At 63.9% G+C, this 12031-nt stretch carries 12 protein-coding genes; all 12 read left to right on the plus strand.

Going from position 1 to position 12031, the window contains the following annotated elements; genetic code table 11:
* Positions 1-721: 30S ribosomal protein S2 (gene rpsB, locus ACTHNR_RS14700; RefSeq protein WP_440548391.1), on the plus strand; the 721-nt coding region annotated here is incomplete at its 5' end.
* A 156-nt stretch (positions 722-877) separates the two neighbouring features.
* Complete coding sequence (gene tsf / locus ACTHNR_RS14705; protein WP_440548400.1) at positions 878-1759, plus strand: translation elongation factor Ts; 882 nt, start codon at positions 878-880, stop codon at positions 1757-1759.
* Between the two features lie 195 nt (positions 1760-1954).
* A complete protein-coding gene (gene pyrH / locus ACTHNR_RS14710) occupies positions 1955-2668 on the plus strand; it encodes a UMP kinase (protein WP_440548392.1) in 714 nt (237 codons plus the stop codon).
* A 97-nt stretch (positions 2669-2765) separates the two neighbouring features.
* The gene (gene frr, locus ACTHNR_RS14715) at positions 2766-3326 is read left to right on the plus strand and encodes a ribosome recycling factor (protein WP_440548393.1); all 561 of its coding nucleotides are present in this window, start codon (positions 2766-2768) and stop codon (positions 3324-3326) included.
* A gap of 60 nt (positions 3327-3386) precedes the next feature.
* Positions 3387-4199 (plus strand): isoprenyl transferase, encoded by an 813-nt coding sequence (locus tag ACTHNR_RS14720; RefSeq protein ID WP_440548394.1) that lies wholly within the window; start codon positions 3387-3389, stop codon positions 4197-4199.
* Entirely contained in the window at positions 4193-5014 is an 822-nt protein-coding gene (locus ACTHNR_RS14725; protein ID WP_440548395.1) for a phosphatidate cytidylyltransferase, read from the plus strand. The genes ACTHNR_RS14720 and ACTHNR_RS14725 overlap by 7 nt, the downstream gene beginning before the upstream one ends.
* 14 nt (positions 5015-5028) lie before the next feature.
* Positions 5029-6252 (plus strand): 1-deoxy-D-xylulose-5-phosphate reductoisomerase, encoded by a 1224-nt coding sequence (locus ACTHNR_RS14730; RefSeq protein ID WP_440548396.1) that lies wholly within the window; start codon positions 5029-5031, stop codon positions 6250-6252.
* Between the two features lie 7 nt (positions 6253-6259).
* Positions 6260-7633 carry an RIP metalloprotease RseP gene (gene rseP, locus ACTHNR_RS14735; RefSeq protein ID WP_440548397.1) on the plus strand — a complete coding sequence of 458 codons (1374 nt, stop codon included), beginning with the start codon at positions 6260-6262 and terminating at the stop codon, positions 7631-7633.
* Positions 7634-7701: 68 nt separating this feature from the next.
* The gene (bamA, locus tag ACTHNR_RS14740) at positions 7702-10017 is read left to right on the plus strand and encodes an outer membrane protein assembly factor BamA (protein WP_440548398.1); all 2316 of its coding nucleotides are present in this window, start codon (positions 7702-7704) and stop codon (positions 10015-10017) included.
* A 68-nt stretch (positions 10018-10085) separates the two neighbouring features.
* On the plus strand, positions 10086-10589 hold the full coding sequence (locus ACTHNR_RS14745) for an OmpH family outer membrane protein (RefSeq protein ID WP_440535429.1): 504 nt from the start codon (positions 10086-10088) through the stop codon (positions 10587-10589).
* 19 nt (positions 10590-10608) lie between these two features.
* Positions 10609-11682 carry a UDP-3-O-(3-hydroxymyristoyl)glucosamine N-acyltransferase gene (gene lpxD, locus ACTHNR_RS14750; RefSeq protein WP_440535348.1) on the plus strand — a complete coding sequence of 358 codons (1074 nt, stop codon included), beginning with the start codon at positions 10609-10611 and terminating at the stop codon, positions 11680-11682.
* A gap of 115 nt (positions 11683-11797) precedes the next feature.
* Positions 11798-12031 (plus strand): 3-hydroxyacyl-ACP dehydratase FabZ (gene fabZ, locus ACTHNR_RS14755; protein WP_440548399.1); only part of this gene is annotated, 234 nt, incomplete at its 3' end.

Raw genomic sequence — 12031 nt, forward strand, 5'->3', positions numbered from 1 at the left:
CGGCGTCCACTTCGGTCACCAAACGCGCTTCTGGAACCCCAAGATGGCCCCGTTCATCTTCGGTCATCGCAACAAGATTCACATCATCAACCTCGAAAAGACGCTGCCGATGTACAACGACGCGCTGAAGTACGTGCGTCAGTTGGCGGCCAATCGCGGCACGATCCTGTTCGTCGGCACGAAGCGTCAATCGCGCGACACGATTGCGCAAGAAGCGCAGCGCGCGGGTATGCCGTTCGTCAACGCCCGCTGGCTCGGCGGCATGCTGACGAACTTCAAGACGCTGAAGGTATCGATCAAGCGCCTGAAGGACATGGAAGCGGCGGTCGAGGCGGGTGAGCTCGAGAAGATGAGCAAGAAGGAAGCGCTGCTGTTCGAACGCGAAATCGCCAAGCTGCAAAAGTCGATCGGCGGCGTGAAGGATATGGGCGGCATTCCGGACGCGATCTTCGTCGTCGACGTCGGTTACCACAAGATCGCCGTGACCGAAGCGAACAAGCTCGGCGTGCCGGTCATCGCCGTGGTCGATACGAACCACTCGCCGGAAGGCATCGATTACGTGATCCCGGGCAACGACGACGCGAGCAAGGCCGTGGCGCTGTACGCCGAAGGCGTGGCGGACGCGATCCTCGAAGGCCGTGCGAACGCAGTGAATGAAGTCGTGCAAGCCGCCCGCGGCGCCGATGGCGACGAGTTCGTCGAGGTCAACGGGGAAGCGTAACACCAGAGCGCTGCCGACAAAAAAGGGGGCTCTCGATAGGCCCCCTTTTTTTAAGTTTCGGCCTCACGCGCGGCGCGTTCGATGCGCCGCGAACGAATGCCTGCCGTTCGTATCGAAAGCGAGCGGCGTATGAAAGACAGACTCAAGGAGCGAATGATGGCGGCAATTACCGCAAGCATGGTGGCAGAACTGCGCGCGAAGACCGACGCGCCGATGATGGAATGCAAGAAGGCGCTGACGGAAGCCGACGGCGACATGGGTCGCGCCGAAGAGCTGCTGCGCGTGAAGCTCGGCAACAAGGCCAGCAAGGCGGCCTCGCGCGTCACGGCCGAAGGCATCATCGCCTCGCATATCGCCGGCAACGCAGGCGCGCTCATCGAATTGAACTGCGAAACCGACTTCGTCGCCAAGAACGACGACTTCAACGCGTTCGCCAAGCAAGTGGCCGAACTCGTCGTGTCGCAAAACCCGGCCGACGTGGCCGCGCTGTCGGCGCTGTCGCTGAACGGCCAAACGGTCGACGCTGTGCGCCTCGCTCTCGTCGGCAAGATCGGTGAGAATCTGTCGATTCGCCGCTTCTCGCGTTTCGAAACGTCGAACAAGCTGGCCGCGTACCTGCACGGCACGCGTATCGGCGTGCTCGTCGAGTACACGGGCGCCGATGAGCAAGTCGGCAAGGACGTCGCGATGCACATCGCGGCAATGAAGCCGGTCTCGCTGTCGTCGGACGACGTGCCGGCGGACCTGATCGCCAAGGAACGCAGCATCGCCGAGCAAAAGGCGGCCGAATCGGGCAAGCCCGCGGAAATCGTCGCGAAGATGGTCGAAGGCAGCGTGCAGAAGTACCTGAAGGAAGTGTCGCTGCTGAACCAGCCGTTCGTGAAGAACGACAAGCAGACGATCGAGCAAATGTTGAAGGCGGCGGGCTCGTCGGTGCAAAAGTTCGCGCTCTTCGTCGTGGGCGAAGGCATCGAGAAACGTCAAGACGACTTCGCCGCCGAAGTGGCCGCGCAAGTCGCCGCCGCGAAGCAGCAGTAATCGAGCAGTTTGTCGTACCCGCGGCAGCCGCCACGGCCCGCCGCGGGGGCTCGCCCAGCGAGTCATTGGGGTTAACCCGGTTCTCTGCCGCAGCGCCTCGGTAGGCGCCGCGTCGGTGGCCGGGCTTGGCTCCAATATGTTTCACCCCTACAGTTCCACATTGTCGTGATCTCCTCGACGCGATCGGATACCGCTATGCCCACAGCCTACAAACGCGTTCTTCTCAAACTCTCCGGTGAAGCTTTGATGGGCGACGATGCCTTCGGCATCAATCGCGCGACGATCGAACGCATGGTGGCCGACGTCGCCGAAGTCGTTCGGCTCGGTACGCAGTTGGCCGTCGTCATCGGCGGCGGCAACATCTTCCGCGGCGTAGCCGGCGGTGCGGCGGGCATGGACCGAGCAACGGCCGACTACATGGGCATGCTCGCGACGATGATGAACGCGCTCGCGCTGCAAGACGCGATGCGCCACGCCGGCATCGAGGCGCGCGTGCAGTCGGCGCTGCGCATGGACCAGGTGGTCGAGCCGTATATCCGGCCTCGTGCGATCCGGCAGTTGGAAGAGGGCAAGGTCGTGATTTTTGCCGCGGGAACGGGCAATCCGTTCTTCACGACCGATACCGCTGCCGCGCTGCGCGGTTCCGAAGTGGGCGCGGAAGTCGTTTTGAAGGCGACGAAGGTCGACGGCGTATACTCCGCGGACCCGAAGAAGGATCCGACGGCTACCCGTTACTCGACGATCAGCTTCGACGAGGCGATCGGCCGCAACCTGCAAGTGATGGACGCGACGGCGTTTGCGCTGTGCCGCGACCAAAAGCTGCCGATTCGCGTGTTTTCGATCGTCAAGCCGGGCGCGCTCAAGCGGATCGTACAAGGTGAGGACGAGGGCACCCTCGTCCACGTGTAAACTCCCGAAATACAAGCGGGGCGCGTCGTAAGTCCGCGGTGCAGCATGGCGCCGCGCACGGGCGAATCCGCATAGCGATGAAGTTTTGGAGGTCTAAATGAGTGTGGCAGAGATCAAGAAGGGCGCCGATCAGAAGATGCAGCGTTCGATCGAAGCGTTCAAGAACGATTTGGCGAAGATCCGTACGGGCCGCGCACACACGGGGCTGCTCGATCACATCCAAGTCGATTACTACGGCTCGAACGTGCCCATCTCGCAAGTGGCCAACCTGACGCTGATCGACGCACGCACGATCGGCGTGCAGCCCTGGGAAAAGAAGATGGTCGCCGTGGTCGAAAAGGCGATTCGCGAATCCGATCTCGGTCTGAACCCGGCAACGCAGGGCGATTTGATCCGCGTGCCGATGCCGGCGTTGACCGAAGAGCGCCGTCGCGAGCTGACGAAGGTCGTCAAGAGCGAAGGCGAGACGGCGAAAGTGGCTGTGCGCAATTTGCGTCGCGATGCGAACGAAGCGCTCAAAAAGCTCGTCAAAGACAAGGAAATTTCGGAAGACGACGAGCGTCGTTCCAGCGACGAGGTGCAAAAGCTCACCGATAAATACGTTGCCGAAATCGACAAGCTCGTCCAGACGAAAGAAGCCGAGATCATGACCGTTTGAGGCGGCTTCGTCTCGACGCGTCTTTCTTTTCTTTTTTCAGCAGTTTGAGTCCGGGCGGCCATGACCTATACCAGCTCTACCGTTCGCGTACCTGATGTCGCGGCTGTGCCGCGGCATATCGCGATCATCATGGACGGCAATGGCCGTTGGGCGACGCAGCGCCGCTTGCCGCGAGTGGCCGGCCATACGCGCGGCGTAGATGCGGTGCGCACGGCAGTCGAAGCCTGCGCGCGCGTCGGCGTCGAGTACCTCACGCTGTTCGCGTTCAGTTCCGAAAATTGGCGGCGGCCCGTCGACGAAGTGTCCTTCCTGATGCGCTTGTTCGTCACGGCGCTCGAGCGCGAAGTCGGCAAACTGCACGCCAACGGCATTCGGCTGCGCGTCGTCGGCGATTTATCCCTGTTCGACCGCCGCGTGCAAGATGCGGTCCGGCGCGCCGAAACGAAAACGGCGCGCAACACGGGGCTCACGCTGACGATCGCCGCGAACTACGGCGGCCGCTGGGACATCATGCAAGCGGCCCGTAAGCTTGCCGAGCAATCGGTCGAGCAGGGGCGGGTCGTCGATATGGACGAAACCGCGCTCGCCCAGCATTTGGCCATGGCGTATGCACCCGAGCCCGACCTGTTCATCCGGACGGGCGGCGAAACGCGCATCAGCAACTTTCTGCTGTGGCAGCTCGCCTATACCGAGCTGTACTTCACCGATACGTACTGGCCCGATTTCGACGCCAATACCCTCTCCGATGCGATCGCCTCGTATGCTCGCCGGGAGCGCCGATTCGGCCGCACCAGCGCGCAGCTCGCGTCGCCATCGCAGGACGCGTCGTCGCACGAGGCGCCTTCCCAAAACGCCGACTCCCTTCCATGCTGAAAACGCGCGTCATCACCGCCGTCGTCCTGCTGGCGGTGCTGCTCCCGGTCACGCTCTTCGCCCCGGTGGCGGCCTTCGGCGCGCTGATCGCGCTCGTCATGGTCCTCGGCGCATGGGAGTGGGCGCGACTCCTGAAGCTGCCCGGCCTCGCGCCCGTGGGCTACGCGGTGCTCGCGGCGCTCGCGCTTGCCGCCAGCACGCGTCTGGGCATCGGCGTTCGCGCGGCTCGGCCGCTGTTCGAGGCCGCGGCGGTCTTCTGGATTCTCACGGGGCCGTATGTGCTCGCGCGCAAGCCCACGCTCGCGCACGGCGCATGGCGGTTGTTCCTCGTTATCGCCGGGCTGGTCGTCCTGGTCGCCTGCTGGCACGCGCTCGTCGCGGCCCGATTGCTGGGCGTCCCGTTCGTGCTGTCGGTGCTGTTGGTGGTTTGGCTCGCCGATATAGGCGCATACTTTGCCGGCAAGGCGTTCGGCAAGCACAAGCTGGCGCCGGCCATCAGTCCCGGCAAGACCTGGGAAGGCGCGGTCGGCGGCTGGATCGCCGTGATGGCCGTGGCCGTCGCCGTCATGGCGGCGCACGCATTCGAGCCGACGCTCGTGTCGGCGCTGACGCAGCGCGCCGGCGTGGTGCGCGCGCTGCTCATGCTGACCGTGCTGGTCGCATTCAGCATCGTCGGCGACTTGTTCGAATCGATGCTCAAGCGTCAAGCGCTCGTTAAGGATTCAAGCGCACTGCTGCCTGGACACGGCGGCGTGCTCGACCGCATCGACGCGCTGCTGCCGGTGCTGCCGCTCGCGATGCTGGTCATCGGCTAGAGCTAGAGAGAGATATGAAAAAACGTCTGACATTGCTCGGTTCCACGGGCTCGATCGGCGAGAGCACGCTCGATGTCGTCGCTCGCCATCCGGAGCGCTTCTCGGTGTATGCGCTCACCGCGCATCGCAACGGCGACAAGCTCGTTGCGCAGTGCCTGCGCTTCAAGCCCGATGTCGCCGTCGTCGGCGACGCGCAAACGGCCGCGAGCGTACAGGCGCAGCTCAAGGCGGCCGGCTCCGAGACGCAAGTGGCCTACGGCCCCGAAGCGCTCGTGCAGGCGGCCCAAAGCGCGCAGTGCGACACGGTCGTCGCCGCGATCGTCGGCGCCGCCGGGCTTGCGCCCACGCTGGCCGCGGCGCGCGCCGGCAAACGCATTCTGCTCGCGAACAAGGAGGCGCTCGTCATGTCGGGCGCGATCTTCATGGATGCCGTGCGAGACCATGGCGCGACGCTTCTGCCCGTCGACAGCGAGCACAACGCGATTTTTCAGTGCCTGCCGCGCGATGTCGCGGAGCATGGCGGCGTCACCAAGATCATTCTGACGGCGTCGGGCGGTCCGTTCCGCACGCGCGAGCCCGCCACGCTCGCCGATGTCACGCCCGACGAGGCCTGCAAGCATCCGAACTGGGTCATGGGCCGCAAGATCTCGGTCGATTCGGCCACGATGATGAACAAGGGCCTTGAAGTCATCGAGGCGCATTGGCTGTTCGGCTTGGCCGGCGACCGCATCGACGTGCTGATCCATCCTCAGAGCGTCATACATTCGCTCGTGTCGTACGCCGACGGCTCGGTGCTGGCGCAGCTCGGCAACCCGGACATGCGCACCCCGATCGCCCACGCGCTCGCGTTTCCCGAGCGCGTCGATTCGGGCGTGCCGCAGCTCGATCTCGCGCAAATCGCTTCGCTTCATTTCGAGAAGCCCGATTACGACCGTTTTCCGTGTCTCGCGCTCGCCATGCAGGCGCTCGCGGCCGGTGGCATCGCCAGCGCGGCGCTGAATGCGGCGAACGAGGTGGCCGTGGACGCGTTCCTCGAGCGCCGCATCGGGTTCATGGACATTGCCAGCACGGTCGACGCCGTGCTCGGACGTCTGCCCAACCGGACGCCGAGCGGGTTGGACGATGTGCTCGACGCCGACGCGCAAGCGCGCCGCGCGGCGCACGAGTTCATTGCCGGCCGCTCGCTCCTCGCTCAGGCGGCCAGTCGCACGAGCCCGGTCGATCGCGCTGTGCAGTGAGAGGCTGATGAATCTGCTGATCGAAGTCGCCGCATTCGCCGTCGCGATAGGCGTGCTCGTCGTCGTGCACGAGTACGGCCACTATAGCGTTGCGCGGCTGTGCGGCGTCAAAGTGCTGCGGTTTTCGATCGGCTTCGGGCGGCCCCTCGCGAGCTGGGTCGGGCGCAGGTCGGGTACCGAATGGACGATTTCGGCATTGCCGCTCGGCGGCTACGTCAAGATGCTGGACGAGCGCGATCCGGGGCCGGGCATCGCCCCAGACGAGCTGCGCTACGCATTCAATCGCCAGCACGTCGCTAAACGCATCGCCATCGTGCTGGCGGGGCCGCTCGCCAATTTCGTGCTGGCCGTGGCGCTGTTTTCGATCGTTTTCGCGACCGGGGTGAGCGAACCGGTCGCCAGGCTCGCGACGCCGACCGCCGGCAGCATCGCCGCCCGCGCAGGCTTCGACGGCGGCGAAACGGTCGTGGCGATCGGCGACGAGCGGGGCGCGGACATCGAAGCGGTCCGGTCCTGGTCGGATTTGCGCTGGAAGCTGCTCGACGCCGCGTTCAATCATCGTCGCGTCGTCCTCAAGGCGCGCGACGGCCGCGGCACGTACGATTTTCAGGTCGATCTGCGCCATGTCCCCGACAGCGATCTCGACGACGATTTCCTGACCAAGCTCGGCTTCGATCAAGGCGGGACGCTGTCGGTCGCGGCCGTCGAGCCGGGCAGCGCCGCGCAGCGGGCCGGTTTGCAGCCCGGCGACACGCTGCGCTCGGCCGGCGGCGCGCCGATCGATGGAGCCCAGGCGTTCATTGCCTACGTCAAGGCGCGCGCGGGGCGTCCGGTCCTGCTCGGCGTCGAGCGCGGCGAGAGCGGGCAGCCGATCACGCTGACGGTCGTGCCCGACGCCCGCGAGGACGTGCAGACGGGCGCGACGTCCGGCCGGATCGGCGCGGCGCTGGCGACGCACGTCGAATCGGTGAACGTGCGGTACGGCCTGGGCGAGAGCGTGGCGCGCAGCGCGCGGCGCACCTGGGACATCGCCCTTTATTCCTTGCGGATGTTCGGCCGCATGCTGACGGGCGAGGCTTCCCTGAAGAACCTTTCCGGTCCGGTCACGATCGCCGACTACGCCGGCAAGAGCGCTCAGCTTGGCTGGGCGCCGTTCCTGTCGTTCCTCTCGCTCGTCAGCATCAGCCTCGGCGTGCTGAACTTATTGCCGATTCCGGTATTGGACGGGGGGCATCTGTTATATTATTTGGTTGAAGCCGCAACGGGCAAAGCCGTGTCGGAACGTTGGCAACTCGTTCTGCAAAGGGCTGGCCTCGTGTGCATCGTCGTGTTGTCGGCGATTGCGCTCTTCAACGATCTGGCTCGTTTAATCCATTTTTAAAGTGTCCGGCGGCGCGCGCTTGCACAGCCGCGGTGGACAGATGCAGCTAAAAACACTGGGGAAGCACGTTGTTCAAACCTCATCGCTTTGTTCCTAAGACGGTTGCGGTCGCGGCGCTTGCCGCTCATGGGCTCATCGCTCACGCGGCGACGGCGCCTTTCGTCGTAAAAGACATCCGCATCGAGGGCTTGCAACGGGTCGAGCCCGGCACGGTGTTCTCCTACCTGCCGATCAAGCAAGGCGATACGTTCACCGACGATAAAGCGTCCGAGGCGATCCGCGCCCTGTATGCGACCGGCTTCTTCAGCGACGTGCGCATTGCGACGCAAGGCGATGTCGTCATCGTCAACGTCGTGGAGCGTCCCGCGATCGGCACGATCGATTTCGCCGGCCTCCACGAATTCGAGAAGGATGCGCTCGACAAGGCGCTCAAGGGCGTCGGGCTTTCGCCGGGGCGCTACTACGACAAGGCGCTCGTCGATCGCGCGGAGCAAGAACTCAAGCGCCAGTACCTCACTCGCGGCTTTTACGCGGCCGAAGTCACGACCACGATCACGCCGCTCGACAACAGCCGCGTGGGGATTCTCTTTACGGTGAACGAAGGCCCGAGCGCGAAAATCCGCCAGGTCAATTTCATCGGCAACAAGACCTTCAGCACGAGCACGCTGCGCGACGAAATGCAGCTGTCCACGCCGAACTGGTTCTCGTGGTACACGAAAAACGACCTGTACTCGAAGGACAAGCTCACCGGCGATCTCGAAAATATCCGCTCGTTCTACCTGAATCGCGGCTATCTCGAGTTCAACATCGAATCGACGCAGGTGTCGATCTCGCCCGACACGAAGGACATGTACCTGACGTTGACGGTGCATGAGGGCGAACCGTACACGGTGTCGAGCATCAAGCTCGCGGGCAATTTGCTCGATCGCGGTCCCGAGCTGCAAAAGCTCATCACGATCAAACCCGGTCAACGTTTCTCGGCGGAAAAGCTGCAAGCGACGACGAAGGCGATCGTCGACAAGCTCGGCGAGTACGGCTACGCCTTCGCCACGGTCAATGCGCAGCCCGAGATCGACCAGGTGCACCACAAGGTGGCACTGACGCTGCAGGTCGATCCGAGCCGGCGCGTCTATGTTCGCCACATCAACGTCACGGGCAATACGCGTACGCGCGACGAGGTCGTTCGTCGCGAAATGCGCCAGCTCGAAAGCTCCTGGTTCGATTCGAGCCGCCTCGCGCTGTCGAAAGATCGCGTGAACCGCCTGGGCTATTTCACGGATGTCGACGTGACGACGGTGCCGGTGCCCGGCACGTCCGATCAGGTCGACGTCGACGTGAAGGTCAAGGAAAAGCCCACGGGCGCCATCACGCTCGGCGCCGGTTTTTCGTCGACGGACAAGGTCGTGCTGTCGGCGGGCGTGTCGCAAGACAACGTGTTCGGCTCGGGCACGAGCCTTTCGGTGAACGTGAACACGGCGCGTTCGTACCGGACGCTGACGGTCACCCAGGTCGATCCGTACTTCACCGTCGACGGCATCAAGCGCATCACGGACGTCTACTACCGGACGACGCAGCCGCTGTACTACTCGACCAATTCGAGCTTCCGCATCATCACGGCCGGTGGCGACTTGAAGTTCGGCATTCCGTTCTCGGAAGTCGATACGGTGTATTTCGGCGCGGGCCTCGAGCAGAACCGCCTCGACGTCGATAGTTCGACGCCGCAGGTCTACCAACAGTACGTGCACGATTTCGGCCGCGTCTCCAACAACGTGCCGTTGACGGTCGGCTGGTCGCGCGACGCGCGCGATAGCGCGCTCGTGCCGAGCCGCGGCTACTTCACGCAAGCGAACGCCGAATACGGTTCGCCGATCGGCGCGACGCAGTACTACAAGGCCGATTTGCAAGCGCAGTATTACTATTCGTTCGCACGTGGCTTCGTGCTGGGGCTGAACTTCCAGGGTGGCTACGGCAACGGGATGAGCGGCAAGCCGTTCCCGATCTTCAAGAACTACTTCGCCGGCGGTATCGGGTCCGTGCGGGGCTACGAGCCTAGCTCGCTTGGTCCGCGCGATACCTCGACGGGCGACCCGATCGGCGGCTCGAAGATGGTCGTCGGCAACATCGAAGTCACGTTCCCGCTGCCGGGTACCGGTTACGACCGTACGCTGCGCGTGTTCACGTTCTTCGACGGCGGTAACGTGTGGGGCACGGGTACGAACGGTGCAACGACCACGGGTGCGAACGGCTTGCGCTACGGCTACGGTGTGGGCCTCGCGTGGATTTCGCCGATCGGCCCGCTCAAGCTGAGCTTGGGCTTCCCGCTGCAAAAGCATACGGGCGACCAATACCAGAAATTCCAATTCCAGATCGGGACGGCGTTCTAACGGCACGCCGCACCCAGTCCAGCATCGAGAGGAAGATTTTGCAAACCGGTACGTTTTTCAGACGTGTGATGGGTGCGGTGGCGCTGACGGGGGCGCTCGTGGCCGGCGTCGCGCAAGCCCAAGAGGCCCGCATCGCGGCGGTCAACTCGGATCGTATTCTGCGCGAATCGGCGGCGGCCAAAGCCGCTCAGGTCAAGCTCGAAGCGGAGTTCGCGAAGCGCGACAAAGATTTGCAAGACATGGCGAGCCGTCTTAAAACCTTGTCCGATCAACTGGACAAGAACGGCACGTCGATGTCGCAGGCCGATCGCGCGGCCAAACAAAGCCAGTTGTCGAATCTCGACACCGAATTCCAGCGCAAGCAACGCGAGTTCCGCGAAGACCTGAACCAGCGCCGCAATGAAGAGCTGGCGGCCGTGCTCGATCGCGCCAACAAGGTGATCAAGCAGATCGCGGAGCAGCAGCACTACGATTTGATCGTGCAGGAAGCCGTCTACGTGAGTCCGCGCATCGATATCACGGACCAGGTGCTGAAGGCATTGGCTGCCTCTAGCCCGAGCGCGACCAATTGAACGACGGAGCCGGACGCGAATGGCATTGACGCTCGAGCAAATCGCGCAGCGCTTCGGCGGCGAAATCGTCGGCGACGCGACCGTAAAGGTCGCGGGTTTGGCGCCGCTCGACCAAGCACAACCGCATCAATTGGCGTTTCTGGCCAATCCCAAGTATCTGTCGCAAGTCGAATCGACCCGCGCCGGTGCAGTCCTGATCGCGCCGAGCGATCTGGCTAAGCTGACCTCGGGGGCGGAGCGTAATTTCATCGTCACGCCGAACCCGTACGCTTATTTCGCGCGCGTGGCGCAATGGTTCATCGACCTGGCGGCGCCGAAAGCGCCCGCAGGTGTGCATCCGAGCGCCGTGATCGATTCGGCCGCGCAGGTGGCGCCGGATGCGGTCATTGGGCCGCACGTGGTCGTCGAAGCGGGCGCTGTTGTCGGCGCGCGGGCGCGGATCGACGCCCATGTCACGATTGGGCGCGGCACGCAGGTCGGCGAGGACTCCCATCTGTACCCGAAGGTCACCGTCTATCACGGCTGCAAGATCGGGCCGCGTGCCATTGTGCATGCGGGCGCGGTCATCGGATCCGACGGCTTCGGCTTCGCGCCGGATTTCGTCGGCGAGGGCGACGCGCGCACGGGTAGCTGGGTCAAGATTCCGCAAGTGGGCGGCGTCACGATTGGCGCGGACGTCGAAATCGGCGCCAACACCACGATCGATCGCGGCGCGATGGCCGATACGATCATCGAGGATTGCGTGAAAATCGACAATCTCGTGCAGATCGGCCACAACTGCAAGATCGGCGCGTACACCGTGATTGCCGGCTGCGCCGGTATCGCGGGCAGCACGACGATCGGCCGCCATTGCATGATCGGCGGGGCGGTCGGCGTCGCCGGGCACGTGACGCTTGCCGATTACGTTATCGTCACGGCGAAGTCGGGCGTCTCGAAGTCGCTGCTCAAACCGGGCATCTACACGAGCGCGTTCCCTGCCGTCGGCCATGCCGAATGGAACAAGAGCGCCGCGCTCGTGCGCAATCTGGACAAGATGCGCGAGCGCATCAAGACACTCGAAGCAACGCTTGCCGAGCGAGGTAGCAACGCTTGAGCAGGGGCGGGGACCGCACGGCAAAGCGGTGCCCCGGCAGGCGGCTTAGACGCCACCGCGATCAGCATCCGCAGTCATTTACCCGCGCAAGACCATTGCGTGGAGCAGACACACCATGAGCACTGAAAAAATCAATCTCGACATCCATAAGATCCTCACGCTGCTGCCGCATCGCTATCCGATCCTGCTCGTGGACAGGGTGCTCGAGCTCGAGCCGCACAAGAGCATCAAGGCGTTGAAAAACGTGTCGATCAACGAGCCGTATTTCCAGGGGCATTTCCCCACGCGGCCGGTGATGCCCGGCGTGCTGATTCTCGAAGCGCTCGCGCAGACCGCGGCGCTGCTGACG

Origin of the sequence: Trinickia sp. (genome assembly GCF_051954495.1) — a bacterium.
Taxonomy (GTDB): Bacteria; Pseudomonadota; Gammaproteobacteria; order Burkholderiales; family Burkholderiaceae; genus Trinickia.

Bases quoted from the DNA above. Each gene is read 5' to 3' on its own strand.
- lpxD (WP_440535348.1), top strand. From the start codon at position 10,609: ATGGCATTGACGCTCGAGCAAATCGCGCAGCGCTTCGGCGGCGAAATC.
- ACTHNR_RS14730 (WP_440548396.1), top strand. From the start codon at position 5,029: ATGAAAAAACGTCTGACATTGCTCGGTTCCACGGGCTCGATCGGCGAG.
- ACTHNR_RS14725 (WP_440548395.1), top strand. From the start codon at position 4,193: ATGCTGAAAACGCGCGTCATCACCGCCGTCGTCCTGCTGGCGGTGCTG.
- frr (WP_440548393.1), top strand. From the start codon at position 2,766: ATGAGTGTGGCAGAGATCAAGAAGGGCGCCGATCAGAAGATGCAGCGT.
- ACTHNR_RS14720 (WP_440548394.1), top strand. From the start codon at position 3,387: ATGACCTATACCAGCTCTACCGTTCGCGTACCTGATGTCGCGGCTGTG.
- ACTHNR_RS14745 (WP_440535429.1), top strand. From the start codon at position 10,086: ATGGGTGCGGTGGCGCTGACGGGGGCGCTCGTGGCCGGCGTCGCGCAA.
- tsf (WP_440548400.1), top strand. From the start codon at position 878: ATGGCGGCAATTACCGCAAGCATGGTGGCAGAACTGCGCGCGAAGACC.
- pyrH (WP_440548392.1), top strand. From the start codon at position 1,955: ATGCCCACAGCCTACAAACGCGTTCTTCTCAAACTCTCCGGTGAAGCT.
- rseP (WP_440548397.1), top strand. From the start codon at position 6,260: ATGAATCTGCTGATCGAAGTCGCCGCATTCGCCGTCGCGATAGGCGTG.